This is a genomic window from Pannonibacter sp. CBAS1226 (assembly GCF_055685825.1).
Map to the genome: position 1 here is coordinate 325,860 of NZ_JBVOUO010000003.1, position 25,856 is coordinate 351,715.

Below are 25,856 nucleotides of genomic sequence, written 5' to 3' on the forward strand. Positions count from 1 at the left end.
ATTCATTGGCCGCTCCCGCCTGCATGCGCTAAGTATCCGGCCTTGGGTGAAGCCGGAAAACTTGAGGGGCAAGGCGTCATGAGTGTGGAGACAGGTGAGGCCGGGCATGCGGCGCTTGAGGAGAGGCTAGCGCGGCTGCAGCGCGTTCCTGCGCGCAAGATTTCCGGCAAGACGGCCGAAGTGCTGCGAACGGCGAAGAAGTCGGATTTTGCGACGGAAACCTGCGCGGCGCTGGATCTTGGCTTTGACGGCATCGAAGGCGACCGGCATGGCGGACGCACCCGGCGCTCGGGCGGGCGCGAGCCCTGGTATCCCCGCGGCACGGTGATGGTGAACGAGCGTCAGCTGTCCATCCTGTCGGTTGAGGAATTGGCGCTGATTGCCTCGCGGATGGAACTGGATGCGCTGCCCGCCGGCTGGATCGGCGGCAATGTGGTGACGCAAGGCATCCCCAGCCTCAGCCTGCTGCCGCCGGGCACCCGGCTCGTGTTTGAGAGCGGGGCTGTTTTGCGGGTGGATGGCTACAATTCACCCTGCCGGGCGGCTGGCCGGAAGATTGCGGAGCATGTGCCGGAGCGCGAAGGGCTCGATCTGCTGTTCCCGAAGACCGCGCAATATCTGCGCGGCCTTGTCGCTTTCGTCGAACTGCCGGGGCGCGTCCTGCCGGGCGATGCCATTACGGCGCATCTGCCGGAGCACTGGATCTATCCGGGCTGATTGGGGGGAAGGGGTTACTCCCCTTTCTCCAGGTGCTCGAAGCGCAGGCCGATGGCACTGCCTTGCGGGAAGCCTTCCCAGTAGGTGTGGTCCGCGTTGGGCTTGCCATCCGCATTCATCGACCAGACGCCATCCTCCGCATAGGGCAGGAGCTTGAGGTATTTGCCCTCGTCCGTCTTGCTCTTGAGGTTGATGTTGAGGAAGGCGGTGGTGAAGTGCTGGAGGATGTTGTTCATCCGCACGCTGTCCCACACCGGATCGGCATAATGCTGGAACGGTGGGAAGCCGATGGCCTCGCTGAAGGCGTAGCTTTCTGCGGGGGCAGGCATCGGGGCGGCGGCATTGTGGCCCGCATTGACGAAGGTCAGCAGATAGCGGTCGGTGCCCTTGGCCTCCTGCCAGATCTTGCGGATGCCGTCGCTGTAGCCGGAAATCTCGTCCTGATTGCCGCCCACGATCAGGGCCGGAACGCGCAGGCCGCCAAGACCGTCGGCATTCATGGCATTGGATTTGCGCGCCCAGGGGCCGACGGAGACAATGGCCTTGAGGCGCGGATCGACCAGCGCTTCATGGCTCTCGCTTCCGGCGAGATGGCGCTCAAGGAACGCGCCCTTGCCATCAGCCCATGAAGCCTCGCGGGCAAAATCGGCAAGGCCTGCACCGCCCGAAATCAGCGTGCCGTAACCGCCCATGGAATAGCCGATGAGGCCGGTCCGCTCGGTGGACAGAAGCCCCTCCAGCGGGCCGCCCGGCGTCTTGCCCAGCTCATCCATGGCATTGAGCACGAACATCTGGTCCAGCGGACGGTTGACCAGTGTCGAGATGAAAGCGGCCCTGTTGTCATAGGTGGATTCGGTGTGGTCGATGGAGGCAACGACAAAGCCCTTGCTGGCAAGGTTCTCCGCCAGCGGACTCATCAGGAAGCGGTTGCCCGGATAGCCGTGGGAGATGATGACCAGCGGATAGGGCGCGCCGCTCAGGTCCGGTTCGGCGGCGCGCGAGGCGCGGCCGCTGAGTTCGATCATCGTGCTGCCGTCCCGCATCATCGCCTTGAGCGGGGTGGGCTTTGCATCGGCGGCAGCCGGATAAAACACCTCGACCGTCAGCGGCCTGTCATAGAGGACAGGCTCCTTGCCAGGTTCCGAGTTCAGCACATCGATCTGACCCGGATTGGTCAGCTCGATGGTCGTCACGCCAACCCCATAGCTTCCATAGGCCGCAAGCACGGGGGCATCGGGGCGGATGGTATCTATTCTGTTTTCGGCCATTGCAGATCCAGGGGGGACAGCGAGGGAGAGAAGCAGCGGGGCCACTGCCAGCAAGTGCCTGATTTTCATGATGACCTCGAAGGAAATGCAAGCGTGAAAGTGTTCCGGATGCAACTTGTGCCGGGATAGTGCGGCCTCATTGTGCCCGTCCTGTGGCAACGAAAAGGCCGGGCCACGGGGACCCGGCCTTTTCAGCCAGAACGCTTGTTCTGTCCGTCAGGCGGCGCGGACGCCGCTGAGGAAACTTTCCACCTCGGTGCGAAGCGCCAGCGCGTCGCGCGTCACCGCTGCTGCGGCTTGTTCCACACTGGTGGCGGCGCCGCGGGTTTCGCTGGCCGCGTGGGAGACTTCGAGGATGTTGTCCGTCACATCCTGCGTCCCGCGCGAGGCCTGCTCGACGTTGCGGGCGATTTCGCTGGTGGCGGCGCCCTGTTCCTCGACGGATGCCGAGATGGCCGCTGCAATGTGGTTCATCTCTTCCACCGTCTTGCCGATGGATTGCACCGCGTCCACGGCCACCCGCGTTTCCGACTGGATGGCCGAAATCTGCGTGGTGATTTCCTCGGTTGCCTTGGAGGTCTGCGAGGCCAGTTCCTTCACCTCGGCCGCCACGACGGCAAAGCCCCTGCCTGCTTCACCGGCGCGCGCCGCCTCGATGGTGGCGTTGAGGGCAAGGAGGTTGGTCTGCTCGGCGATGGCGCGGATGAGGTCCACCACTTCGCCAATCTTGTTGGCTGCGTTGGCAAGGCCCTGAATCTGGCCGTCCGTGCGCCGGGCCTCATCCACCGCCTGCATGGCGATCTGGGAGGAACGGGAAACCTGCGACGCAATTTCGGAGATGGAAGAACTCAGCTCTTCCGTTGCGGAGGCAACCGTCTGCACATTGGCAGCGGCCTGCTGGGCAGCGGAGGCAACGGCGGTCGAGCTGGAGTTGGTGCCTTCGGCAATGCGGGCCATGTTGCGGGCGCTGCCTTCCATGCCGGAGGCGGACTGGGTAACCGCCTGCAGAAGCGCTGCGGCACTCGCATCGAAGCTGCGGGTCAGTTCCTCGATATGCAGGGCACGTGCCTCACGCTGGGTCTGTTCTGCCGCCTGCGACTGAGCCAGATCACGGGCGCGGATCATCGTGTCGCGGAAGATTTCCGTGGCCTCCGCCATATGGCCGATCTCGTCCTTGCGGCCGGTGCCGGGGATGGTAACGGTCATGTTGCCGTCGGCCAGCTGCCGGGTGACGCTGGTGATGGCCTCCAGCGGGCGGGTGATGCTGTTGGAGAGCACGAATGTGCCTGCGGCAATCGCCAGGATCAGCGGCACCATCCACATCAGCATCGTGAAGAGTTCCGAATAGAAGGCGGCGCTGATGTCGTCGATGTAGAGCGCGGATGTGATGGCCCACTGCCACGGGTCATAGTTCATGGTGTAGGCAAGCTTGGGAGCTGCCACCGTCTCGTTCAGGCGGGGAAACAGGAATTCGGAGAAGCCGCCGCCCTTGCGTCCTGCTTCGATTTCGCCCTGGACAAAGAGATTGCCGGCAGGGTCCTTGGAGTTCCACAGGTTCTTGCCTTCGACGGATGCGCTCGGATGCGCCAGAATGAGGCCCTGATTGGCCGGGCTGGCATCGATGGCGAGGAAATAGTCATTGCCGTTGAAGCGCATGGTGCGCAGCACGGCCTTTGCATTGGCCTGGGCCGTTTCAAGCGGCACACCGGCTGCCTTGGCTTCCTCGGCAATGGCCTTCACGACGCTCTGTGCCGTCTCCACCTGTGAGCGGATCAGATCGCGCCGGTCTTCGAGCATCGTGCTGCGCAGTGAAAAAATCTGTATTAGCCCGGTCAGCAAAACGGCACTGAGTGCCATCAGCGACAAAACGAGCATCTTCTGCTTGATCGTCATTCGTCCGCCCCTCGCGTGAAAGTGTTACGGATCAAAACATCAGAATCTTTACATGAAATTAATTGGAAGCTTTGTTGTGGTTCGGAGTTTTGTTTTTAAAGTTTGAAAAATACGCAGAGTTATTTTTGTTTCCGGCGCTTTCTTTGAAGTATTTAGATTGATTTGAGTGAGGGGTAGGCTGCATTCTTTTTATTTGCATGCAAACGAAAAAGATCACTGTCAGTCCTGTTGACGTGTCTCTCCATGAGCTGCGCGGACGGGTGCCGCTGCGTCTGGAAAAATACCGATGATGGTGGCTTCTGGCAGTTCCGTGTCTTGAAGCTGTGCTTGCCTTGCGGGTTATGCGCAAGTTGTTCCGTAGCGCTCTTCTGTGCCGAGGCTCTGGCCCAGCGTGAAGAATCCCTGTTAGATCGTCGTCCGGAATGCGTCAAAGGGCGCGCCGGACTGTCCGGATTCTGCCGGTGCAGCGGAGATAACAGACAAGGGGGACTGATTTGCTGCCGATCCATCACATGATTTCCGGCGGGCCGCGTCCCGTGGCGCCGTTTTCTCATGCCGTCGAGGCCGATGGCTGGGTGTTCATCACCGGGCAGATGCCGACAGATCCGGCTGCCCCGGATGCGCCGCTGCCGGAGGGGATTGCCGCCCAGACGGCGCGGGTGATGGAGAACCTGAAGCTGGTTCTGGCGGGCGTGGGGCTCGGGCTGGAGCATGTGACCATGGCCCGCGTCTATCTGACGGACTTCCACCGTGATTATGCGCTGATGAACGAGACCTACAGCAGTTATTTCGCGCCGGGCAAGCTGCCCGCACGCACCTGCATCGGCGTCACCGGTCTCGCGGTTCATGCGCTGGTGGAAATCGATCTCGTCGCGCGGCGGCCGTGAAGCGTCAGTTCCCGGGCTCTTGATATGAGGCGGGGCTCACTCCCCGTCTGCTTCGGTGATGCGCAGGCCGGAGCCCCAGTCTGCGAGCTGGTCATTGATATCATCCAGCACGAAATGCCGGGCCGAGTCCCGGTCGTAGCCTTCGGCAAGCAGGGTGTCATATTCGGTAGCGGTGTGGCGGATGTGGGAGGTCAGGGCCTGCTGCACGGCAATGGATGGCGGCAGGTGGCGCAGATGTCCGGCCATGGCACCGAACAGAACGGCCTGTGCATCAAACAAGGGAATGCGCGGGGCCAGCTGGCGCAGCGCCTTGCGCATGTCTTTCTGCCGGCGCGTGCCTCCGGTCCGGGGCACCGCAGGTTCGGTTTCATCCGGCACCGGCCGTGTCTCCTGATCCTCAGTTCAGAGGCAGGGATACCACACCTTGCCGGGCTGCGGGCTGATGATAGTCCGCGTGTTCCAGCCATGCGGCTGCTTCTCTGGCGGGCATGGGCCGGGCGATCAGGTAGCCCTGGATATACCGGCAGCCAAGGCTGTGCAGCCGGTCGCGCTGGGCTTCGGTCTCGATGCCTTCCACCACACAATCCAAGGACATGGAGCGGCACAGGGCAATGATCGACGAGACGATGCCGTGGCCGCTCGGGTCATTGATGCCTGACACGAAACTCTTGTCGATCTTCACCCGGTCGATCGGCAGCCGGTGCAGATAGCCAAGGCTCGAATAGCCGGTGCCGAAATCATCGAGAGCCAGCCTTGCGCCTGTCTGGCGCAGCAGGCGCATGGACTGCTCGGCGCTCTCGTAGCTGCGCATCACCGCCGTTTCCGTGATCTCGAATATCAGCCGGTGCGGCTGGATGCTGCTGCGCCCCAGCAGGGCGAGCAAGGTGAGCACCGTTTCCTTGCTGGTGATGTCGTGGGCCGACAGGTTGAAGGACAGGGAGAGATGCGGCGGCAATTGGCTCATCGCCGCCAGCGCCTTGCCAAAAAGCGAGATGGTGAGGCGCCGCATCAGGCCGGAGCGCTCCGCCTGCGGGATGAACTGATCCGGCGGGACCTGACCGAGAAGGGGGCTGTGCCAGCGGGCAAGCGCTTCAAAACCGGTGATGCTGCCTTTCTGCAGGTCGAGGATCGGCTGCAGATAGACCTCGAATTCCTCTTCAAGATCTGCGCCTTGCAGGGCGCTCTCGATTGCCCGGTCAGAGCGGATCTGCCTTTCGTGCTCCACGGAATAAAGTGTCGCCTGACCGCGCCGTCCGGTCTTGGAGTTGTAAAGCGCGTAGTCAGAACGGTCGAACAGTTCGTGGACCGTGCGCCCGGCATCCGGGAAAACCGCGAGGCCGCAGGAGCAGCCAATCCGGACGAAAATTCCCTCAATTTCATAAGGAGTTGCGATGATGTCGCAGATCGATTGGCCAAGCGCCTCCAGATCCTCAGCCGGAGCCTCGATGATCATGCCGAACTCGTCGCCGCCCAGGCGGCTGATCTGAAGCCGGGTGCCGCTGCTGACCAGTCCCTTCAGCCGGTCACCCGCTTCTGCGAGCAGAAGGTCGCCAAAATGGTGGTCATAGGTGTCGTTCACCGGCTTGAACCGGTCAAGGTCAAGGACGCCGACAGCAAAGCTGGTGTGCGTTGAGGAGGCGTCCTGGATGCGCTTTTGCAGGGCAGAAAAGAAATGGCGGCGGTTCGGCAGGCCGGTGAGCACATCCGTATGGGCGAGGATGGCGTTTTCCTCGCTCAGCCGCTCGGTCTCCTGCTGCTTCTGCGCCAGTGCCCGCTGCGCCTGGATCACGTTCGTGAAGGCCTTGTGGCCATTGAACAGCACCTGGATCAGCACAAGGCTGACGAGGAAAATATTCATCGAGATGGCGTGAAAGACCGTCAGATCAAGGCGGCTGTAGTAGACAATGTAGGGCACTGTCACCAGCGCCATCACCAGAAGCGCAGCCTGAGGCAGGTTCATCAGGCAGAAGATGCAGCCGACCACCGTGATGGCGATGAAGAGGGCGACATGCCCGCGCTCCAGCGGTCCGCCATAGCTGTCGAGCGCCAGCGACCAGGTCACATATGCAAGCGCCAGAACGCCACTCAGAAAGAGGGTCCGGCGCAGCTGGTAAAGGGCTTCCTCCGGAGACACGGCATCAGCAGACCGGCGCAGCCAGGCCACGGCCCGCACCGAACAGATGATGAAAAGCGGCAGGAGCAGCCAGATCGTCAGATAGTCCGGGGCCAGACCGTAATGTGTAAAAGACACGGCGCCCGCGTTGACCATCAGCAAGGCATAGAGAAGCGGCACCTGCCGGCGCAGTTCCCTGAACTGAGCCAGAAGGATTTCCGGTTGCTGGCCTGACAAAGTCATCCAGTCAAGAAATCGGCGCATCGTTGTCACTCTTCGAACTCTCCTCTTCTACAGAGTATGAGGTCAAAGTAATAACCTGCATTTAACATGCCCTAGCGTTTTTTGCGATGATCTCGCAAGGGTACATTCATCTCCGGTGGCGGCATTTCTTTAGAATTGTTGAGTTCCACCGTGATCTTTCCATCGCCGGAAAAGAAGGGGCAGGCTTCGTTGCTGCCGGTTTTCTTCGCACTGCAGCAATTCGCGAACTTTCTGGGGAAGTGCAATGTCGTCAAGGAGTTCGGGGGGCAAGTCACGCAGTTGCGGGTGGCACCCACGCCTGCCGGCCGGACGCGTGATGTGCCTTGCAGCAAAAACGGCAAGGGTGCTGGCAAACTGGAAAGCGCGATCGAGGAACATGGCTGACTCTATAAAGAAAGTTTTTTCTTTCTAAATTAGATTCCGGAATATGAAAAGTGAAATCTTTTTATATGGCCGGTCCCGTGCTATGTTCAGCCCATGTCAGACAGAACCCGCACCCGTATTCTCAACGCCCTGAAGGCTGGCGGCCCGCAGACTGCGGCGGAACTCGCCGCATCGCTCTCCGTCACGCCTGTTGCCGTGCGCCAGCATCTGGACGGGCTGCTGCAGGAGGAACTGGTTGACTTCGAGGACATGAAGGGGGCCGTGGGCCGTCCGCGCCGCGTCTGGGCGCTGAGTGCTGCCGGCCATGCCCGTTTTCCGGACAACCATTCGGCCCTGATCCTGTCGCTGCTCTCCGGCCTACGGGAGCTTTACGGCGCGCAAGGGGTAGAGGACCTGATTGCCTTCCGCGAGAAGGAAATGCAGGTGGCTTACGAAAAGGAACTGGCTGGAGCTTCAGCGCTGTCCGACCGGTTGTCCTGTCTTGCGGATCTGCGCAACCGGGAGGGCTATATGGCCGAAGTCGAGCGGGACGCGGACGGCAGCTGGCTCTTTATCGAGAACCACTGTTCCATCTGCGCGGCGGCGTCCGTTTGTCAGGGGCTTTGCCGGTCGGAACTGTCGCTTTTTGCCAGTGTCCTCGGGCCGCAGGCCGAAATCGAGCGCTGCGAGCATCTGCTGTCCGGCGGACGGCGTTGTGTCTATCGCATTCGCGAGCGGGCTGCTGCCTGAGGGAGTGCCCTAGCTAATTTCCAGCGGCGTTGCAGCCACGCCAAGCCCGCTGAGTGTGACCGCCAGTGTATCCCGCAGGATCTCGAAATCCTTCCGCCGCGGGGATGTGCGCCGCCAGGCAAGGCCCACCATGCGGGCAGGCTGGGGATCCTGAAAGCGCAGCAGGGCAACGCGGTCGTCGCGCACCTCCACATCGGCGCAGATTTCCGGCAGCAGGGTGACGCCATAACCGGCGGCGACCATCTGCATCACCGTGGCAAGGCTGGTCGCCCCCAGAGAGGACCGGCGGCCCGAGGTGACGATCTGGCAGTAGTTGAGCGCCTGGTCGCGCAGGCAATGCCCTTCCTCCAGCAGCAGCAGTTCCTCCTGGCGGATCTCGTCAATGCCGATCCGCCGCCGCTCGTCGAGATCGGGCGTGTTATGCACCGCCAGAAGGAAGCGGTCTTCAAAGAGGGGCAGGGTGGTCAGTTCCGGCTGGCCGAGGGGCAGCGCGGCGATGATGGCGTCCAGTTCTCCGGCCATCAATTCCTGCACCAGCACGTCCGTCAGGGTTTCGCGCAGGGTCAGCCGCAGGTCCGGATGGCCGCTCTGCAGCTTGGGCAGGACGCGGGGCAGAAGATAGGGCGCGATCGAAGGGATGATGCCAAGACGCAGCGGCCCGGTGAGCGGCTGGCCCCGGTGGCGGGCGTAGTCCATCAGATCGCGCACATCGGCGAGGATGCGCCGCCCGCGCCTGACCACTTCCTCGCCCTCCGGCGTCAGCCGGGCAAGGCCGGAGCGCCGCTCGACCAGCATGACGCCCAGGCTTTCCTCCAGCTCCTTGATCTGCATGGACAGGGCAGGCTGTGTGACGGCGACAGCCTCCGCCGCCTTGCGGAAATGCAGGTGGGTGGCGAGGGCGTCGAGATAGCGAAGCTGGCGGAGTGAGATCATGTGATCAGTTTATCTTATTTAAAAGCCGAATCAATCCTATTGGACCTGATGTCCGATTTCCGCCAGCATGGCTCTGTGAGTAGTTTCCAGCTACTGGTGCCAGACTGGGCGGTTCTTTTGGGGCCGCCCATTTTTTTATTTGATCAATAAATTACGCTACGTAATTTCCCTCCGGTGCCCCGTTTGGCAAGCTTCGCGCAAGCTTCGCAGGCTGGTGTGATCGGGTGGCTTTGGTTCTCTTGAGCTTCAAATTGTTGAAGTAACAAAGAAAAATGAGTTGATTAAAATTTTAAACGATAGTTGGTAAAACATACTTAGAGAATACGTTTTGGCGTTACTCTTATCTTCAAGAATCGCTATTAGAGTGCTGGCGTGTCCTCGAATGTGGGTTGAGAGATGACAGAAGCGTTGCAGACGGAGCTTGTGAATTTTGGCGGACTATCGTCCGAAGCCAGCGCAGACCGGAAGGCGGAACTCGCCCGTCATGTTGCCGTACTCTTCTCTCTGACCTCAGACAAATGCTCCGACGAACAGGTCGACATATATGACTCGGTCCTGTTGCGGCTGGTGAACATGGTGGAAGTGGAGGTCCGGCGCTTCGTGGCCGAGCGGCTGGCCGAACTTCGCCGGGGCCCCGAGCGCACCATCCGCCAGCTGGCTGGCGATGAGATCGAAGTCGCCGAAACTCTGCTGCGCCGTTCCAGTGTGCTGAAGGATCCCGAACTCGCCGGGATTGCCGATGTCAACAGCAATGCCCACCGCCTTGCCATCGCCCAGCGTGAAGTTCTGTCCGAGGAAGTCACCGACGTTCTGGTCCGCCGCGGTGACATCCGCGTCAAGCGCCGTGTCGCCGCCAACCCGGGGGCCGCGTTCTCGCTGGAAGGGTTCGAGGGGCTGCTGGATGCTGCGGCTGAGGACCATGCCCTGCAGCTGGCGCTGAGCGAGCGCCGCGATCTTGCCGATGCGCATATCGCCCGGCTGGTGGAAGTGGCCACCGAATCCGTCCGGCAGAAGCTGGTGATTGCCGGTGCGCTGGCCGATGCGGAGCAGCTGCCGCAGGCCGCCCGCATTGCCGAACAGCGCATGTCGAATGACTACTGGCTGAGCCGTTACGACTTTGAAGCGGCGCGCACCCGGGTGCTGACCCTGATGCGCGACGGGCGCCTCAACGAGAGCAGCCTGCGCTGGCTGGCAGCCGATGACCGGTTTGCCGAAGCGGTGGTGGCTTTCGCCTCCCTGACCAAGGTCAGCGTCACCGAGGCCAGCAACTGGATGGTCCGCCTTGACGTGGAGCCTTTCCTCATCGTGGCCAAGGCCAACAATCTGTCGTCACTGACGGTGGCGACCCTGCTGAAGGTCGGCCCCTGGCGCCACCGGCTCACGGTTCAGGCCCGCGCGCAGGCGCTGGCGCGCTTCGACGCCATGCGGGTTGAGGACGCCCGTCAGCGCTTTGCCCTGCGGTCCGATCTTCCTGCAGACTGAGTTTCTACAGCGCCTCAAGCTGACCTGGCCCGGCTCGAAAGAGATCCGGGCCTTTTTTCAAGGATTTGGCGGAAGAGCCAAAGCTTGAGCACGGACGTGACCCGTGCCCGCATCAAGCCGTTTGCGGGGCAGAATAACGAGTCGCCAGAATCACTTGGCCGGGGCGGCTGATGCTCTGAGTCCGGTGCTTCATTTTATCCCTCACATGAAGCCTTTCTTCACCTTGTGCCGGAACATGAGGCGCCTCAGGGCTTGCACGTACGTCTGGCGTGGTATAAAGATATCTTTATATGAAGAAGCGCCGGTTGCGGCGGTATGGTGTGGACGGCATGAGCGGCGATCAGCATCTCTCCATCGAAGACCTGTTGTCGGGCCTGCGGGCGGCCGGTGAGCCGAGCCGTCTGCGGCTTCTGGCGCTGCTTGCCCGCAGCGAGCTGACGGTGAAGGATGCGACGGCAATTCTCGGCCAGAGCCAGCCGCGCATCTCCCGGCATCTGAAACTGTTGGCAGAGGCAGGCCTCGTGCGTCGCTATCCGGAAGGTTCCTGGGTGTTCTACCGGCTGGCGGAAGACGCTGCCGGGGATCTGGCCCGTGATCTTGTCGCCCGGCTCACGCCTTCCGATGATGTGCTGGAAGCCGATGCGGCCCGCTTTGACGGCCTGCGCAAGGCCAAGGCGGAAGAGGCGGCGGCCTATTTCGCGGCCAAGGCGCAGGTGTGGGATCAGGAGCGCTCGCTGCATGTGGCCGAGCGCGATGTGGAAGCAGCGATGCTCCGGGCGCTGGGCAACAAGCCGTTCCAGTCTTTCCTTGACCTTGGCACCGGCACCGGCCGTCTGCTCGAGCTGTTTGCCCCGCTTTACACCACGGCGCTGGGCGTCGATGCCTCGCATGACATGCTGGCCGTCGCCCGCGCCAATCTGGCAGGGCAGGGGCTGACACAGGCGCAGGTGCGCCATGGCGATATCTACGCCCTCAATGTGCCGCCGGCTTCCTTTGATGTGGTGGCGGTGCACCAGGTGCTGCATTTCCTGGACGATCCGGCCCGTGCCCTGGCGGAGGCTGCCCGTGCGCTGCGCCCCGGCGGGCGGTTGATGATCGTCGATTTTGCCCCGCATGAGCTTGAGTTCCTGCGCGAGGAGCATGCCCACCGCCGTCTCGGCTTCTCCCGCGAGCAGATGGGCCGCTGGCTGCAGGGGCTTGGGCTCGACGTGGAAGACGTCACCGATCTTGTGCCTGCATCTGCAGGCAATCACTCAGCACTGACTGTCACCCTGTGGCTGGCGCGCGACCCGAGGGTCGTGACGGACCTGCCGCTCGCCGATCTAACCCGCGAGGTTGCGTAACATGTCCACTTCCACCGACGCCCGCCGTTCGCACAGCAGCGAGAGCGCACCGGTCAAGGTGTCCTTCGAGTTCTTCCCGCCGAAGACGGACAAGATGGAAGCGACCCTGTGGTCGACCATCCAGAAGCTTGAGACCCTGTCGCCTTCCTTCGTATCGGTCACCTATGGCGCGGGCGGCTCCACCCGTGAGCGGACCCACCGCACGGTGGAGCGCATCCTCAAGGAAACGCCGATGCTTCCGGCAGCCCATCTCACCTGCGTCGGGGCATCCCGCGCGGATGTGGACGCGGTGGTGCAGGATTACTGGGACCTCGGCGTACGCCACATCGTGGCCCTGCGCGGCGATCCGCAGGAGGGTGTCGGCACGGCTTATGTGCCGCGTGAGGGCGGCTATGCCTATGCCAGTGATCTGGTGGCCGGGATCAAGGCCATCGGTGATTTCGAGATTTCCGTCTCGGGCTATCCGGAACGCCATCCCGAAAGCACGGATTGGCAGGTCGAGATCGACAACCTGAAGCGCAAGATCGATGCTGGCGCGAGCCGCGTCATCACCCAGTATTTCTTCGACAACAATCTGTTCGAAGCCTATCTGGAGCGCATCGCCAAGGCGGGCCTCTCCATTCCGGTGGTGCCGGGCATCCTGCCGATCCTGAACTTCGATCAGGTGGTGAAGTTTTCGTCGGGCTGTGGAACCACCATTCCGGACTGGCTTTCCCGGCGCTTTGCCGGCCTTGATGATGACGCTGAAACCCGCAAGCTCGTCGGCGCCGCCGTTGCCTATGAGCAGGTGATGGATCTCGTCGACCGCGGCATCAGCGACTTCCACTTCTACACCATGAACCGGGCCGAGCTGACCTTTGCCCTCTGCCACATGCTGGGGCTGGGGCAGGGCGAGACCGCGCGCCAGGTGGCGTGAGGGCATGGCCCGCAGTGAGGCATTTGCTTTGTATTGAGGTCTCTCCGCTCCCCTCCCCCTGGTGGGGAGGGGTAAGGGGTGGGGGGCTCTGAGCCTGAAAGTGTCTGGGGCTCAGGTTTCCTAACCAGTCTTGTGAGGGGGCGGCGGAGATCTTCAAACTTCGTGCCGAGAGGAGAGGTTCTCCCCCCGCCCCTCACCCCTCCCCACCAGGGGGAGGGGGGCTGAGACGCCGGGATATCGAAACGAAACTGCCACCCTCCGCCATGACCTTAACGGTTTCAGACGGGATGTGTGCATGTAGTAGACCTCGAACATGTGCCTGACCGCTTGCCGGGAAGGGCACTCTCGAACATGTCAGGCGCGGAGCGGAAGGTCTGCGCCGGACGGGAATGATCTTCAGGTCCGCGTGGCGGACCTTTTGTGTGACAGGAACCGGATCACATCCATGCTGAAGAAGTCTGACGTTTTCGACCGCCTCCACGCTGCCGCCGCCAAGCGCATTCTTGTGCTGGATGGCGCCATGGGTACGGAGATCCAGACGCTGAAGCTGGATGAGGCGGCCTTCCGGGGCAGCCGCTTTGCCGATTGGCCGCAGGACCTCAAGGGCAACAACGATCTTCTGAGCCTGACGCGCCCGGATGATATCCGCGCCATCCATGTGGCCTATCTGGAGGCCGGGGCGGATATCGTTGAAACCAACACCTTCTCTTCCACCACCATCGCCCAGGCCGATTACGGCATGGAGGCGCTGGCCTATGAGCTGAATTTCGAGAGCGCCCGCCTTGCCCGCGAGGCCTGCGATCTGGTGACCGCCAAAGACCCGTCGCGCCCGCGCTTCGTGGCCGGTGCCATCGGCCCGACCAACCGCACCGCCTCCATCTCGCCGGATGTGAACAATCCCGGCTACCGTGCCGTGAGCTTCGACGACCTGCGCAAGGCCTATGCCGAGGCCGCACGCGGCCTCATCGAGGGCGGCGCAGACATCATGCTGGTCGAGACCATCTTCGACACGCTCAATGCCAAGGCCGCGCTCTTTGCCATTGACGAGGTGTTCGAGGAAAAGGGCGTCCGCCTGCCGGTGATGATCTCCGGCACGATCACCGATCTTTCCGGCCGCACCCTGTCCGGCCAGACGGCGGAAGCCTTCTGGTATTCCGTCCGCCACTCGCAGCCCTTCTCCATCGGCCTCAACTGTGCGCTGGGTGCCAAGGAAATGCGCGCCCATGTGGCGGATCTTGCCCGTATTTCCGATACGCTGGTCTGTGCCTATCCGAACGCGGGCCTGCCCAACGAATTCGGCGAATATGACGAGAGCCCGGAGCATATGGCGGGGCTCGTGGGCGAGTTTGCCGCTTCCGGCCTCGTCAATATCGTCGGCGGCTGCTGCGGCACGACACCGGCGCATATCCGCGCCATTGCTGAAGCCGTGGCCGACAAGGCACCGCGCGTGCTGCCCGATGTGCCGCGCCTGATGCGCCTGTCCGGTCTGGAGCCCTTCGTGCTGACGCCGGAAATCAACTTCGTCAACGTCGGCGAGCGCACCAACGTCACCGGCTCTGCCCGCTTCCGCAAGCTGGTGAAGGAAGGCGACTATTCGGCAGCGCTGGATGTGGCCCGCCAGCAGGTGGAAAGCGGCGCGCAGATCATCGACGTGAACATGGACGAGGGGCTTCTGGATTCGGAAGCCGCCATGGTCACCTTCCTCAACCTCATCGCTGCCGAGCCGGATATCGCTCGCGTACCGGTGATGATCGACAGCTCCAAGTGGACCGTCATCGAGGCAGGCCTCAAATGCGTGCAGGGCAAGCCCATCGTCAACTCCATCTCGCTGAAGGAAGGCGAGGAGGCGTTTCTGGCGCAGGCCAAGCTCGTCCGCCGTTATGGCGCGGCCGTCGTGGTGATGGCCTTTGACGAGAAGGGCCAGGCCGACACCTTCGAGCGCAAGACGGAAATCTGCGCCCGCTCCTACAAGGTGCTGACCGAAAAGGCCGGTTTTGCGCCGGAAGACATCATCTTCGATCCGAACATCTTCGCGGTGGCCACCGGCATCGAGGAGCACAACAACTATGGCGTCGATTTCATCGAGGCGACGGGCTGGATCCGCGAGAACCTGCCCCACGCCCATGTGTCGGGCGGCGTGTCGAACCTCTCCTTCTCCTTCCGCGGCAACGAGGGCGTGCGCGAGGCGATGCATTCGGTGTTCCTCTACCATGCGATCAAGCGCGGCATGGACATGGGCATCGTCAATGCCGGCCAGCTCGCCATCTATGACGACCTCGACAAGGAACTGCGGGACCTGTGCGAGGATGTGGTGCTCAACCGCTCGCCGGAAGCGACCGACCGCATGCTGGAAGCAGCCGAGCGCTGGAAAGGCGAGGGCGGCAAGAAGAAGGAAGCTGATCTCAGCTGGCGCGAGTGGCCCGTGGCCAAGCGGCTGGAACATGCGCTGGTCAACGGCATCGACGACTACGTGGTTGAGGATACGGAAGCTGCCCGCCAGACGGTGGAGCGTCCGCTCCATGTGATCGAAGGGCCACTGATGGACGGCATGAATGTGGTGGGCGACCTCTTCGGTGCGGGCAAGATGTTCCTGCCGCAGGTGGTGAAGTCTGCCCGCGTGATGAAGAAGGCCGTGGCCTATCTGATGCCCTTCATGGAAGAGGAAAAGCGCCTCTCCGGCCTCGAGGGCTCGTCCTCTGCGGGCAAGATCCTGATGGCGACGGTGAAGGGCGATGTGCATGACATCGGCAAGAACATCGTCGGCGTCGTGCTCCAGTGCAACAATTTCGAGGTGATCGACCTTGGCGTCATGGTGCCTGCCACGAAGATCCTGGAGACGGCCAAGGCGGAGAAGGTGGACATCATCGGCCTGTCCGGCCTCATCACCCCGTCTCTGGACGAAATGTGCCACGTGGCCGCCGAGCTGGAGCGCGAGGGGCTGGATGTGCCGCTGCTGATCGGCGGAGCGACCACGAGCCGTATTCATACGGCGGTGAAGATCCACCCGAACTATGCCCGGGGACAGGCGATCTACGTGACCGATGCCGGTCGTGCCGTGGGCGTCGCCTCGCGCCTGATGAGCGAAGGCCAGCGTGATCCCTATTACGCTGAGGTCCGCAAGGAATATGTGGAGATTGCCGAGGCGCATGCGAATGCACGCGGTTCCGGCGCGCGCGTGTCCATCGTTGATGCCCGTGCCAATGCCTTCACCTGCGACTTCACCTGCAAGCCGCAGGCGCCGCGCAAGCCCGGCATCACCCGCTTCGACAACTTCCCGCTGGAAGAACTGGTGCCGGTGATCGACTGGACGCCCTTCTTCTCCACCTGGGAGATCAAGGGCCGCTATCCGGCGGTGCTGACCGACAACCGCTACGGCCCGGCAGCCAAGGCGCTTTACGATGATGCCCGGCGCATGCTGGACGAGATCGTGGAAGGGAAGCTGCTGACGGCTCGCGGCGTTGCGGGCCTGTGGCCTGCGCAGGCGCGGGGCGATGACATCCTGCTCTTCGGCAGCGAAGACCGCACGAGCCCGGTCGCCACCTTCTACACCCTGCGCCAGCAGATGGCCCGCACCGCAGGCGGGCGGGCGAATGTGGCCCTGTCCGACTTCGTGGCGCCGGAAGGCTCCGGCATTGCCGACTGGGTGGGCGGCTTTGCCGTCACCACCGGTCACGGCGAGGATGATCTTGCCGCCCGCTATGCGAAGGCGGGGGATGACTACAACAAGATCCTCAGCCAGGCGCTGGCCGACCGTCTCGCGGAAGCCTTTGCCGAAAAGCTGCACCAGATCGTGCGCAAGGATCTGTGGGGCTATGCGGCGGATGAGACCCTCAGCAACGAGGAGCTGATCGAGGAGAAGTATCAGGGCATCCGCCCGGCGCCGGGCTATCCGGCCCAGCCGGACCACACCGAAAAGCGCACCCTGTTCGATCTGCTCGGCGCGGAAGAGGCGACCGGCATCAACCTGACGGAAAGCTATGCCATGTGGCCGGGGTCGTCGGTCTCCGGCCTCTACTTCAGCCACCCGGACAGCCACTACTTCGGCGTCGGCAAGATCGAGCACGATCAGGTGGAAGACTACGCGCAGCGCAAGGGCTGGGACCTCGCCTATGCGGAGCGCTGGCTTGCTCCGATCCTCAACTACGACCCCCGCCGCCGCGCTGCGGCAGAGTGAGGCACGGCATCTGAGAGGCAGGCGGCACCATTCTGCTGCCTGCCCCTCGCGTTGTTTCAGCGGCCGCTGGACGACTCGCCCATGGCGATGAAGGAGAAGCTGCGGTTTTGCGGTGCGCCATTCGAGGCGCCGGTGATGGCTATGGCGCTGGCGGCCGTGAGGTAGGGGAATACCACGTTGTCGAGCGGGCTCTGGCTCATGCTGCCGTACATGACCTGCGAGCCGGTGATGGCCGGCACGCCTTCGAAGTTGCCGTTGAACGAGATCTGATAGATCCCCGGCCCTTCGTTGATGACTGCGAATTCGTAATCCCCGGCGCCGCCGCTGCCGGATGCGATGGTGCCGTCGGCGTTCACGACGCCCCAGATGATGTTCATGAAATGACTCCTTGTCAGAGGGTGACTGGCAAAGACTGGGACGCAACGGGGAAAAAGGTGTGAAAATGGCTGTTCGAGTTGGTGAAACGCTGTTGCCTGCACGCATGCTAGTGTCCCAGCGCCTTCAGACAACGTGTTTTCCGGAAGGAACGAACACACTGTTCACCTGCGGTGACCTAGTTCTCCTAGGGGTGCGGGTTTATGTGTAGGGCCACGAACAACAGGTGCCTCACCTCCCAGGCACTTCATCTCCAAGGAGAGCATTCATGTCCAAGACCATTCTCAAGATTGACGCTTCCGCCCGCAAGGCAGGGTCTGCAACCCGTGACCTCACCGAAAAGCTGGTGAACGGCCTCGCTGCCAAGATCGCTGGCTCCAAGACCGTGACCCGCGACGTGGCCGCCGGTTTCCCGCTGGTCGACGAAGAGTGGATCGGCGCCAACTTCACCGACCCGGCAGCCCGCACCGATGCGCAGAAGGCGAAGCTCGCCCTGTCCGACAGCCTCGTTGCCGAACTGAAGGCTGCTGACGTGATCGTCATCGCCGCTCCGGTCTACAATTTCGGCATTCCGGCCTCGCTGAAGTCCTGGATCGATCTGGTGGCCCGCGCCCGCGAAACCTTCCAGTACACCGAAGCCGGTCCGGAAGGCCTGCTGAAGGGCAAGAAGGCCTATATCGTTGCAGCTTCCGGCGGCACCCCGGTCGGCTCGTCCTATGACTATGCCACCACCTATCTGCGTCACGTCTTCGGCTTCCTCGGCATCACCGATGTGGAAGTCGTGGCTGCCGACAAGCTGGCCATGGACGCTGAGGGCAGCATCAAGGCCGCGAACGAAGCCATCGACGCTCTCGTCGCCAAGGCCGCCTGAGTTCAGGCAAAACTTTAGCCCAAGGCAGAGTTCCGCAGCCGCCCGAAAGGGCGGCTGTGTTGTTTCTGGGCCGCGCCTATGATCCGGGCGGCCGGTTTGCTGTTCAGGCATCCGGAGGTCCTGACAGGATACCCGCTCCCGATGAGCCTGCGTCATCGGGAGGTGGTCAAGCCCGTGCGGCGCTTGAGCACCTTCAAGCTGCGCTGCGTCAGCGTCTCGGCGCCTTGATATAAAACGCCCGCCGGATCATCATCCTGCGGGCGCTCCAACTGGATCCCTGATATTTTCTGGTTACGCTTTTCCAGCGCGGCTGCCGGTTGCTCCGGCCTGCCGGATTTCCATCTGATGCATATCTTCTACCCAGCCAGCATCAGATCTGCAGTCCTCCAAGTCTCCTACAGTGCGCCGATCACAATGGCGCCCAGGAAGACGAAAGCTGCACAGACTGCTATCACGTCAAGATTGCGGACAATCGACATTGTTTTGCCTCCCGATGTCCTTTCCTGCACGTTCATTAATGTAGGCAAGGTGGCCGCCTGCGCAAAGCAGAAAATGTGCTGCACTGCAAAAGCCGTTGCGTAATTTCTCTGATGCAAAGATGTAAGCCGTTGATTGAGCGCATGAATGGCAGTTCTTGTCTGACAGGGATTTCCGCCGGGACCGTAGTCCTGCCTATAGGCTGTGCATGGCGCTGGGGAGCGCTGGCGCTGTGTTTGGCAAGGGTGCAGGGCCGATTTATCGAGACACAGGTGCGGCAAGATAAATATTTGTGGTTGAAAATCTATTTGTAAGAATTATCATCACCTTAATAAAAAGGTAACAAGTTCTGCAAAATGTAGTTTCTTGATCTGATGCATGCTTTGGGCGGGCAAAAATGCAAAATCTCGGCAGGCTGGCGGAACTTGCGAGGGATAACACCCCGGAAGGCCGGCGTGCGCTCGTCGATGCGGTGACGGACATGTTCATGACCGCCGCATCCGATCAGGTCGACCATATCAGCCTGCTGTTCGGCGATATCGTGCTCAAGGTGATCGGCAAGCTTGAGGAAGAAGCCCGCATGGCGCTGGCCGTGCGCATCTGCGAGGCCGAGGCCGCCCCGCGTGACTTGATCATGTCGCTTGCAGCAGACCGGATTAACGTTGCGGCGCCGGTTCTGGCCGGTTCACCGGTTTTGACCACCGATGATCTTGTGTCCCTTGCCGAGACTGGCAGCATGGATCATCTGGGCGTCATCGCAGACCGGCGGCCCCTGAACGAGGCGGTGACAAGTGTCATCGTAAGCCGGGGAAACACCGAGGTTCTGGCAACGGTCGCCGGCAACGAGCAGGCCCGGTTCACCGCCAATGCCTTTGAAATGCTCTTGGAAAAGGCCCGGCATGATCCGATGATCCAGGAAGCGCTGATCGGCCGCGAGGATCTTCCGGCCGAGGGCGCCCGCAATCTCGTGCCCTACCTCTCCGAGGAGCTGAAGAAGCGTATCCTTGATCTGGGGGGAGATGGAACGCTGGTGCAGATCCTGGCGGAGCGGGCCGCGCAGGAGGTGCAGGCTCAGGTGCGTGATCTGGGCAGCGCCCAGTCGCGCGCGAAGATGCTGATTGACGACGTGAAGGCCCGCCGCCGCCCGATTGACGATGCGGTCAACCAGTTTTCCAAGACGGACCGTCCTGTGGACCTTGCCCATCTGCTGGCGGAGGTAAGCGAACTGCCCACGGCGATGGTGGCCCGGGTGGTCTTCAACACGGATGACGCACCGCTGATCATCCTGTGCCGCGCCAACGGGGTGACGGACAATGCCTACAAGAACATCGTCAAGCTGCGGGCCCAGCGGCTGAAGATGAGCGGTCAGGAGATCAACGATGCCTTCCTGCGCTATGGCCGCATGCAGAGGGCTGAAGCGATGCGCGCGCTCGCCGTGATCCGGGAGCGCGCGAAAAAGGCATCCTGACGAGGGACGTGACGCCTCAGATCAGGCTGCAGCCCGGCGCAGGGCGGCCGTCATGGCTGCAGCGCCAATCAGCAGGGAACCGCCAAGCCGGTTGAGGGCTTTCATCAGCGAGGGCTTACGGATCTGCTTGCGCAGGGCAGAGGCGGCGAGCGCATAAACGCCCGCGTTCAAGGCGCCCAGCACCACGAAGGTCACGCCCATCAGCACCAGCTGCGGCGCCACAGGGGCGGCAGGGGCGATGAAATGGGGCAGGAAGGCGATGAAGAAGGCGATGCCCTTCGGATTGAGGCTCGTCACCACATAGGTGTTCCAGAAGATCTTGCGCGGCTCCATGGCGGGTGCTGCCATGTCAATCTGGTCCGTTGCAGGAATGAACGGCGGCTGCCGCCACATCTTGATGCCGAGCCACAGCAGATAGAGCGCTCCGGCCCATTTCAGCACCGTGAAGGCCGTTGCAGACGCAGCCAGAACAGCGCCGAGGCCCAGCAGCGAGGCGGTGGCCGCTGTTGCATCTCCCAGGGCGACACCCAGGACGCAGGCCCCGGTCGATTTGCGGCCATGCGACAGGGCGTAGCTGATCACCAGCAGGATGGTTGGCCCGGGAATGGCGAGCACAACGAGAGTGGCCGCCACATAGGCGATGTAGAGTTCAATCGTCATTCCACAATCCTTCCGAAACATGCCCGGCTTCCGCCAGCGGGAGAAGCCAGCCACGGCGCAGGGCACTTTGCAAGTGGGATTGTGGGGCTGACGGCGTCTGACAGAAAAAAGAAAGGGAGCCCGCAGTGTGGGCTCCCTCTGGGGATTGGACTGACGGTCCGTGTTATACCGGCTCTCGATGAGCTTGACTCATCAAGAGCCGGTCAAGCCCGTGCGGCGCCTGAGCAACTTCAAGGCGCGATGCGTCAGCATCGAAAGCCTTGGTATTACTGGCAGAAGCGCTGCTCGCCGCCATGGGTCGTGAAGGTGCCCGTGCGCGGATTGAAGCTGCGGTAGCGCGAGCTGCAGTAGTCGTACCAGGCCGGGCTCCACGGCAGATAGCCGGGCGATGCCTGAGGTGCACCATAGACCGGTGCGCCATAGACCGGGCCAGGAGCCGGAATGGGAGCATGAGCCGGCGGGTAATAGGCCGGGGGAGGCGTGGAGGCGCTGGCGCCGCCGCTCATGGTGCCCAGAAGGATGGCTCCGGCGGCAAGGCCGATCACACCGGCAGCAAGGGCTGCGTCCGTGTTGTTGCGCTTGCGGCCGCGCTCCTCGTGCCGACCCCGCTCAACCCGGTTGCGGTCTTCCCAGCCCCGGTCGTAGCCGCGGTCATATCCGCGCTCGAAGCCGCGGCCATGGCCCCAGCCGCCGTGCCGGTCACCCCAGCCGCCCGCTTGCGCGCCGGTTGCCAGCGGCGCCAGCAGACTGGCCGAAAGGGCGGCAGTCAGAATGCGCTTGGTCAGGGTGTTCATCTTCCGTCTCCTTCGCGTGAGGGGGCTCGATCCGTGTGGCCCGTTCCTCTGTGTTCCGATGGTGCCAATTTGCCATGGGGGGACTGAATGCACTCTGAGATGCCCGTTCATCTGCCATTCATGTTGGCGACGGCTGCAGCGGCAGCTTTACGGAAGGGCCGGGGCTGTCTTTTGACGGCCGGGCGGATAGAATGGCGGGGAGGGAGATTGCTGTTCGGAGAACTCTGGTGACTGAAGCCGGAAAGGAAAAAGCTCTTCTTCAAGAGGTGGGTGATGAGGTGCGCCGTCAGGCCCGCTCACTGCTGCGCCTCGCCCGTCACGCCGCCCTCGGTGTTCTGGAGGTGGAGACCGGCCATCCGCTGGTCTCGCGGGTCACACCTGTTGCAGCCATGGATGGAACGCCGGTCGTGCTGGCCTCAAAGCTCGCGGCTCACAAACCGGCCATGCAGGCAGACAGCCGCTGCTCGCTGCTTGTGGGAGAGCCCGGCAAGGGCGATCCGCTGGCCCATCCGCGCATGACGGTGATGGCCGTGGCGCGGGAGATCGAACGCGGCTCGCCGGATCATGATGAGGCCCGCCGCCGCCATCTCGCCCGCCATCCGAAGGCCGGGCTTTACGTGGACTTCCCGGACATGAGCTTCTTCCGGCTGGAAGTGGCACGGGCCAGCCTCAACGGCGGCTTCGGCAAGGCCTATGCGCTGAGTGCAGCAGATCTCGTGCTGCCGGCGGATCTCTGTGCGCCGCTGTCCGGATGGGAGGCGGGTGCCGTCGCCCACATGAATGAGGACCACGCGGATGCGCTTGCCCTTTATGCGCAGGTTCTGTGCGGTCAGCCCAAGGCGAACTGGCGCCTGACGGGCCTTGATCCCGAGGGGCTCGATCTTGCGGCCGGTGACCGTGCCTGCCGCCTGTGGTTCGACACACCGCTGACGGAGCCCAAGGCCCTGCGTGAGAAGCTGGTGGAGCTTGCCAAAGCGGCGCGGGCGAAGGCGCCGGCCTGAAGGCCTGCCATGGCTGTGAGACCTTCTGAAACCTGAAATGACTGTTGCGTAAGTGTTGCAATTCCCGCCTAAATTGCTTTCCGTTAGGGCAAGGGAGGTGCTTATGACAGACAACAGGATCCAGAGTTTCAAGGTGACGTGCTGGAACATCGAGCATGCGGACAAGCTGCTCGATGATCTGGAGGCCGCCTCAGACGGTGTCCGGGAGAAGGCCGAGGCCCGCCTTGCCGCAGTGCGCGACGAGATCACCGCCCTTGCGGCCGATGTGCTGATGATCAGCGAGGGACCGAATGGAGAGGACCGGGCGAAGCGCTTTTTCGAGAGGGCGGCGCCCGGCTACAAGCTTGTCACGCGCGGCTCGGATGACCGCAGGACCTATGGCATGCAGGGCACGGATGCGGTGACCGGCCGCCAGTGGATCTGGTTCCTACTGCGGGACATTCCCGCCCTTTCCGGTTCACTGCTTCATCTGGACCAGTGGAAGCGCCTGACCGAGGCCAATTCCGGCGGAGAACACAGGGCTGGAAGCTGGGATGTCGCCTTTCCGGAATTCCGGGATGGCCAGCTCCTGTTCCGCATCACCCGCAATCACAGCCACTGGCGCCATCCGCAGGTGCTGCTGGCCAATGTGGATGGGGTGAGCATCGAATTCATCGGCTGTCATCTCAAGAGCAAGATCACCCGCACTTCCGGCAGGGGGGACGTGACGGATGCCGCCTTCTTCGACAACAATCCGGGGCTTGTGGCTGACCTGATCAACTCCCGCGTCAAGATCACGACTGAGTGCACGGATGTCCGGCACTATATCGATGCCCGCTTTGCCGCAGATGCAAGCGCGCCGCTGATCGTGCTGGGCGATCTGAATGACGGGCCGGGCAAGGAGCGGATCGAGCGCCGGTTTCTCTATCACGACCTGATCAGCACGCTGCAGGGCGAAATCTTCTTTGCCCGCCGCTTCCTCAACCACGCCCTGTTTGACGCGCCGGAGGAGGAACGCTGGTCGGTTTTCTTCCGCGACAGGCTGGATCCCGGCCGCAGCCCGCGGATCCTGCTGGATCACATCCTGTTCAGCCAGACCTTCACCGGCAACCGGCAGGTAACGGCAAACAGCTTCCGGGCGCGGCAGGGGGGAGGGCTGGTGGAGCATGACGTCCATCACGCCATCACGGGAACGCGGCCAGCCTTTGCCATGACAAGCGATCACAAGCCGGTCTCGATGCATTTCGACCGGCGGGCTCCAGCCTGAAACTTGACGGGGCAGCCTTGCGGCTGCCCCGCTTGCCACTGAAGCCCTGCCGAGGTCCGTCAGGCCGCCCGGATGTTCCGCAGGAAAGTGCCGAGCTCGTTCTGCAGGTTCCGGGACTGTTCGGACAGTACGCCCACGGTGGACAGAACCTGACGGGCGCCGGAGCTTGAATCCATTGCGCTTTCCCGGACGGCGCCGATGCTGCGGGTGATTTCATCGCTGCCCTGTGCCACTTCGTGCACATTGCGGGCGATTTCGGAGGTCACCGCATTCTGCTCCTCGATGGCCGATGCGATGGCCGAAATCTGGCCGTTGATCTGGCTGATGGCAGTCACCACCGCCTCGATGGCGGAGGAGGTGAGGGAGGCGCCGGATTGCATTTCGCCGACCTGGCGACTGATGTCTTCGGTCGCCTGTCCGGTCTGAGTGGCGAGTGCCTTCACTTCGCCGGCAACCACGGCAAAGCCCCTGCCTGCCTCTCCGGCCCGTGCGGCCTCGATGGTGGCGTTGAGGGCGAGCAGGTTGGTCTGGGCGGCGATGTCGTTGATGAGCTTCACCACATCGTCGATCCTGCGTGCGGAGGCAGCCAATACGCCAACCGTTTCGCTGGAACTGCGCGCGTTCTCGGTGGTGGTGCCGGCTGCTCCCAGAGCAGCTGTCACCTGGCGGCTGATCTCGCCGATGGAGGCGGCGAGTTCTTCGGCAGCGGAAGCAACCGTCTGCACGCCGCGGCTCGATTCTTCTGCTGCAGCCGCCACCGTGTTGGCCGTGGAGGATGTGTCGTTGGCGTTTCTGGCCATCATCTGTGCGGTGGCTTCCAGCTCCTTCACGGCAGTGGCGATGCTGTCCGAGACGCCCTTGACCGTCGCCTCCAGGTTATCCGCAAGGCGAAGTGTCGCGTCGCGCTTTTCCTGCTCGATGCGCTCCTCCTCCTCCTTTGCCTGGGCCTGCAGACGCTTGATCTCGATGGTTTTCTCGCGGAAGGCTTCGAAGGCAACGGCCAGTGCGCCGATTTCGTCGCGGCTGCGCACCTTGAGCTGGACGCTTGTATCATCCTGTGCCAGGCGGTTGAGGGCGTGGACGACATTGCGCAGCGGGCGGCTGATCCCGAAGATGGAAATCAGCAGCGCTATAGCAGTGCCTGCAGCTATGGCGATGAGGGACACAATCGCCATGAGCCTCAGCCCGTGCAACTCATGCTCCTTGGCTTCGCGCGCGGATGCTTCTGTGAAACTGTTGAGATCTGCCGTCAGTGCCGCCAGCTCCGCGTTCAAGGCGTGCTGTTCGCGTTCAATTTCCACGGCCAATGCCGAGGCCTTGCCGAGGTCGCCGGCGCTGATCTGGGCGACCACTTCCCCGATGTGATCGTCGTAAGTCTCATGTTCCTTTTCGATGCGCTTCAGCTGTTCGAGAACGGTTTCGTATTTGCGCCGGTTCTCGGCTGTCGTCGCGAGCTTTATGCCGTGCTGAGCCAGATCTTCTGCCTCAAGGATCTCTTTCTGGACGGTTTCAGCCAGCTTCGTCAGGCTTGCCGTGAGATTTGAAACCGTGCCGGTGGCGTCGGAGGCCGCCAGGCCGGCCGCTCTGAGAAGCCGTTCGAGCAGCAGCGCCTGTTCCATCTGATGCAGAGTGACATTGGTGACATTGACCGTCAGCGGAATAGTCTCCTCTGCAATTTCAGTCAGTTCTCCGCCGATTTTCTGCATCTGCAGAATGCCTGTCGCGGCAATGAGGATCATCATTGCGCCGAGGAATGCGACGAGGGATAAAATTTTTGCCGCGATTGAACGGAAGCGGCTGATGTGGGAACGCGAGGATGTCATCTTTAAATCCTGTGCTGCGAAACGGCTTCAGTTCGTCA

21 protein-coding genes are annotated in these 25,856 nt (G+C 62.4%); 12 read left to right on the forward strand and 9 right to left on the reverse strand.

Going from position 1 to position 25,856, the window contains the following annotated elements:
• Positions 1 to 78: 78 nt before the first annotated feature.
• The gene (locus tag AC0CMF_RS11730) at positions 79 to 717 is read left to right on the forward strand and encodes an MOSC domain-containing protein (protein ID WP_374629705.1); all 639 of its coding nucleotides are present in this window, start codon (positions 79 to 81) and stop codon (positions 715 to 717) included.
• A 14-nt stretch (positions 718 to 731) separates the two neighbouring features.
• On the opposite strand, the gene AC0CMF_RS11735 is transcribed toward AC0CMF_RS11730, so the two are convergent.
• Positions 732 to 1,985: an alpha/beta hydrolase family protein gene (locus AC0CMF_RS11735; protein WP_094463288.1), complete on the reverse strand. Its 1,254-nt coding sequence runs from the start codon at positions 1,983 to 1,985 to the stop codon at positions 732 to 734.
• 216 nt (positions 1,986 to 2,201) lie between these two features.
• A complete protein-coding gene (locus AC0CMF_RS11740; protein ID WP_058899322.1) occupies positions 2,202 to 3,878 on the reverse strand; it encodes a methyl-accepting chemotaxis protein in 1,677 nt (558 codons plus the stop codon).
• A 512-nt stretch (positions 3,879 to 4,390) separates the two neighbouring features.
• Between AC0CMF_RS11740 and AC0CMF_RS11745 the strand changes: the two genes are divergently transcribed.
• On the forward strand, positions 4,391 to 4,765 hold the full coding sequence (locus tag AC0CMF_RS11745) for a RidA family protein (RefSeq protein WP_050474299.1): 375 nt from the start codon (positions 4,391 to 4,393) through the stop codon (positions 4,763 to 4,765).
• A 36-nt stretch (positions 4,766 to 4,801) separates the two neighbouring features.
• Here AC0CMF_RS11745 and AC0CMF_RS11750 read toward each other — a convergent pair whose 3' ends face one another.
• Positions 4,802 to 5,083: a DUF2293 domain-containing protein gene (locus tag AC0CMF_RS11750; RefSeq protein ID WP_206110598.1), complete on the reverse strand. Its 282-nt coding sequence runs from the start codon at positions 5,081 to 5,083 to the stop codon at positions 4,802 to 4,804.
• Positions 5,084 to 5,162: 79 nt separating this feature from the next.
• Positions 5,163 to 7,142 (reverse strand): putative bifunctional diguanylate cyclase/phosphodiesterase, encoded by a 1,980-nt coding sequence (locus AC0CMF_RS11755; RefSeq protein WP_472481709.1) that lies wholly within the window; start codon positions 7,140 to 7,142, stop codon positions 5,163 to 5,165.
• A 150-nt stretch (positions 7,143 to 7,292) separates the two neighbouring features.
• Between AC0CMF_RS11755 and AC0CMF_RS11760 the strand changes: the two genes are divergently transcribed.
• A complete protein-coding gene (locus AC0CMF_RS11760; RefSeq protein ID WP_152967577.1) occupies positions 7,293 to 7,526 on the forward strand; it encodes a hypothetical protein in 234 nt (77 codons plus the stop codon).
• A gap of 93 nt (positions 7,527 to 7,619) precedes the next feature.
• Positions 7,620 to 8,255: a helix-turn-helix transcriptional regulator gene (locus AC0CMF_RS11765; protein WP_050474297.1), complete on the forward strand. Its 636-nt coding sequence runs from the start codon at positions 7,620 to 7,622 to the stop codon at positions 8,253 to 8,255.
• A gap of 9 nt (positions 8,256 to 8,264) precedes the next feature.
• Here AC0CMF_RS11765 and AC0CMF_RS11770 read toward each other — a convergent pair whose 3' ends face one another.
• On the reverse strand, positions 8,265 to 9,188 hold the full coding sequence (locus tag AC0CMF_RS11770) for a LysR substrate-binding domain-containing protein (protein WP_094463230.1): 924 nt from the start codon (positions 9,186 to 9,188) through the stop codon (positions 8,265 to 8,267).
• Positions 9,189 to 9,584: 396 nt separating this feature from the next.
• Between AC0CMF_RS11770 and AC0CMF_RS11775 the strand changes: the two genes are divergently transcribed.
• From AC0CMF_RS11775 to metH, 4 genes are all read left to right on the forward strand, one after another.
• Positions 9,585 to 10,670, forward strand: a complete 1,086-nt coding sequence (locus AC0CMF_RS11775) for a DUF2336 domain-containing protein (protein WP_050474268.1) — start codon at positions 9,585 to 9,587, stop codon at positions 10,668 to 10,670.
• Between the two features lie 329 nt (positions 10,671 to 10,999).
• Positions 11,000 to 12,013, forward strand: coding sequence for an ArsR/SmtB family transcription factor (locus AC0CMF_RS11780; protein ID WP_058900728.1), 1,014 nt, complete (start codon positions 11,000 to 11,002; stop codon positions 12,011 to 12,013).
• A 1-nt stretch (position 12,014) separates the two neighbouring features.
• On the forward strand, positions 12,015 to 12,929 hold the full coding sequence (metF, locus tag AC0CMF_RS11785; RefSeq protein ID WP_374629704.1) for a methylenetetrahydrofolate reductase [NAD(P)H]: 915 nt from the start codon (positions 12,015 to 12,017) through the stop codon (positions 12,927 to 12,929).
• A 445-nt stretch (positions 12,930 to 13,374) separates the two neighbouring features.
• Positions 13,375 to 17,103 (forward strand): methionine synthase, encoded by a 3,729-nt coding sequence (metH, locus tag AC0CMF_RS11790; protein ID WP_374629703.1) that lies wholly within the window; start codon positions 13,375 to 13,377, stop codon positions 17,101 to 17,103.
• Between the two features lie 56 nt (positions 17,104 to 17,159).
• Here metH and AC0CMF_RS11795 read toward each other — a convergent pair whose 3' ends face one another.
• Positions 17,160 to 17,480 carry a hypothetical protein gene (locus AC0CMF_RS11795; RefSeq protein WP_374629702.1) on the reverse strand — a complete coding sequence of 107 codons (321 nt, stop codon included), beginning with the start codon at positions 17,478 to 17,480 and terminating at the stop codon, positions 17,160 to 17,162.
• Positions 17,481 to 17,746: 266 nt separating this feature from the next.
• Here AC0CMF_RS11795 and AC0CMF_RS11800 point away from each other — a divergent pair, with 266 nt between their 5' ends.
• Positions 17,747 to 18,349 (forward strand): FMN-dependent NADH-azoreductase, encoded by a 603-nt coding sequence (locus AC0CMF_RS11800; RefSeq protein ID WP_094463232.1) that lies wholly within the window; start codon positions 17,747 to 17,749, stop codon positions 18,347 to 18,349.
• An 874-nt stretch (positions 18,350 to 19,223) separates the two neighbouring features.
• Positions 19,224 to 20,294, forward strand: coding sequence for a DUF2336 domain-containing protein (locus tag AC0CMF_RS11805; RefSeq protein ID WP_374629701.1), 1,071 nt, complete (start codon positions 19,224 to 19,226; stop codon positions 20,292 to 20,294).
• Between the two features lie 21 nt (positions 20,295 to 20,315).
• Here AC0CMF_RS11805 and AC0CMF_RS11810 read toward each other — a convergent pair whose 3' ends face one another.
• Together AC0CMF_RS11810 and AC0CMF_RS11815 are read right to left on the reverse strand one after the other, a co-directional pair.
• Positions 20,316 to 20,954: a LysE family translocator gene (locus AC0CMF_RS11810; RefSeq protein WP_374629700.1), complete on the reverse strand. Its 639-nt coding sequence runs from the start codon at positions 20,952 to 20,954 to the stop codon at positions 20,316 to 20,318.
• 266 nt (positions 20,955 to 21,220) lie between these two features.
• Positions 21,221 to 21,748 (reverse strand): BA14K family protein, encoded by a 528-nt coding sequence (locus AC0CMF_RS11815; RefSeq protein WP_050474262.1) that lies wholly within the window; start codon positions 21,746 to 21,748, stop codon positions 21,221 to 21,223.
• 227 nt (positions 21,749 to 21,975) lie between these two features.
• Here AC0CMF_RS11815 and AC0CMF_RS11820 point away from each other — a divergent pair, with 227 nt between their 5' ends.
• Together AC0CMF_RS11820 and AC0CMF_RS11825 are read left to right on the forward strand one after the other, a co-directional pair.
• The gene (locus tag AC0CMF_RS11820; protein WP_374629699.1) at positions 21,976 to 22,749 is read left to right on the forward strand and encodes a HugZ family pyridoxamine 5'-phosphate oxidase; all 774 of its coding nucleotides are present in this window, start codon (positions 21,976 to 21,978) and stop codon (positions 22,747 to 22,749) included.
• Between the two features lie 103 nt (positions 22,750 to 22,852).
• Positions 22,853 to 23,995: an endonuclease/exonuclease/phosphatase gene (locus tag AC0CMF_RS11825; protein WP_186391097.1), complete on the forward strand. Its 1,143-nt coding sequence runs from the start codon at positions 22,853 to 22,855 to the stop codon at positions 23,993 to 23,995.
• Between the two features lie 59 nt (positions 23,996 to 24,054).
• Here the strand turns inward: AC0CMF_RS11825 and AC0CMF_RS11830 are convergent, their stop codons facing one another.
• Positions 24,055 to 25,818 (reverse strand): methyl-accepting chemotaxis protein, encoded by a 1,764-nt coding sequence (locus tag AC0CMF_RS11830; RefSeq protein WP_374629698.1) that lies wholly within the window; start codon positions 25,816 to 25,818, stop codon positions 24,055 to 24,057.
• Positions 25,819 to 25,856: the final 38 nt, after the last annotated feature.

What these genes read in the sequence shown, in the direction of transcription:
- AC0CMF_RS11775 (WP_050474268.1), top strand. Translation starts at nt 9,585, where the DNA reads ATGACAGAAGCGTTGCAGACGGAGCTTGTGAATTTTGGCGGACTATCG.
- AC0CMF_RS11825 (WP_186391097.1), top strand. Translation starts at nt 22,853, where the DNA reads ATGACAGACAACAGGATCCAGAGTTTCAAGGTGACGTGCTGGAACATC.
- AC0CMF_RS11730 (WP_374629705.1), top strand. Translation starts at nt 79, where the DNA reads ATGAGTGTGGAGACAGGTGAGGCCGGGCATGCGGCGCTTGAGGAGAGG.
- AC0CMF_RS11735 (WP_094463288.1), bottom strand. Translation starts at nt 1,985, where the DNA reads ATGGCCGAAAACAGAATAGATACCATCCGCCCCGATGCCCCCGTGCTT.
- AC0CMF_RS11750 (WP_206110598.1), bottom strand. Translation starts at nt 5,083, where the DNA reads ATGCGCAAGGCGCTGCGCCAGCTGGCCCCGCGCATTCCCTTGTTTGAT.
- AC0CMF_RS11765 (WP_050474297.1), top strand. Translation starts at nt 7,620, where the DNA reads ATGTCAGACAGAACCCGCACCCGTATTCTCAACGCCCTGAAGGCTGGC.
- AC0CMF_RS11815 (WP_050474262.1), bottom strand. Translation starts at nt 21,748, where the DNA reads ATGAACACCCTGACCAAGCGCATTCTGACTGCCGCCCTTTCGGCCAGT.
- AC0CMF_RS11810 (WP_374629700.1), bottom strand. Translation starts at nt 20,954, where the DNA reads ATGACGATTGAACTCTACATCGCCTATGTGGCGGCCACTCTCGTTGTG.
- AC0CMF_RS11795 (WP_374629702.1), bottom strand. Translation starts at nt 17,480, where the DNA reads ATGAACATCATCTGGGGCGTCGTGAACGCCGACGGCACCATCGCATCC.
- AC0CMF_RS11755 (WP_472481709.1), bottom strand. Translation starts at nt 7,142, where the DNA reads ATGCGCCGATTTCTTGACTGGATGACTTTGTCAGGCCAGCAACCGGAA.
- AC0CMF_RS11770 (WP_094463230.1), bottom strand. Translation starts at nt 9,188, where the DNA reads ATGATCTCACTCCGCCAGCTTCGCTATCTCGACGCCCTCGCCACCCAC.
- AC0CMF_RS11830 (WP_374629698.1), bottom strand. Translation starts at nt 25,818, where the DNA reads ATGACATCCTCGCGTTCCCACATCAGCCGCTTCCGTTCAATCGCGGCA.
- metF (WP_374629704.1), top strand. Translation starts at nt 12,015, where the DNA reads ATGTCCACTTCCACCGACGCCCGCCGTTCGCACAGCAGCGAGAGCGCA.
- AC0CMF_RS11780 (WP_058900728.1), top strand. Translation starts at nt 11,000, where the DNA reads ATGAGCGGCGATCAGCATCTCTCCATCGAAGACCTGTTGTCGGGCCTG.
- metH (WP_374629703.1), top strand. Translation starts at nt 13,375, where the DNA reads ATGCTGAAGAAGTCTGACGTTTTCGACCGCCTCCACGCTGCCGCCGCC.
- AC0CMF_RS11800 (WP_094463232.1), top strand. Translation starts at nt 17,747, where the DNA reads ATGTCCAAGACCATTCTCAAGATTGACGCTTCCGCCCGCAAGGCAGGG.
- AC0CMF_RS11745 (WP_050474299.1), top strand. Translation starts at nt 4,391, where the DNA reads ATGATTTCCGGCGGGCCGCGTCCCGTGGCGCCGTTTTCTCATGCCGTC.
- AC0CMF_RS11740 (WP_058899322.1), bottom strand. Translation starts at nt 3,878, where the DNA reads ATGACGATCAAGCAGAAGATGCTCGTTTTGTCGCTGATGGCACTCAGT.
- AC0CMF_RS11805 (WP_374629701.1), top strand. Translation starts at nt 19,224, where the DNA reads ATGCAAAATCTCGGCAGGCTGGCGGAACTTGCGAGGGATAACACCCCG.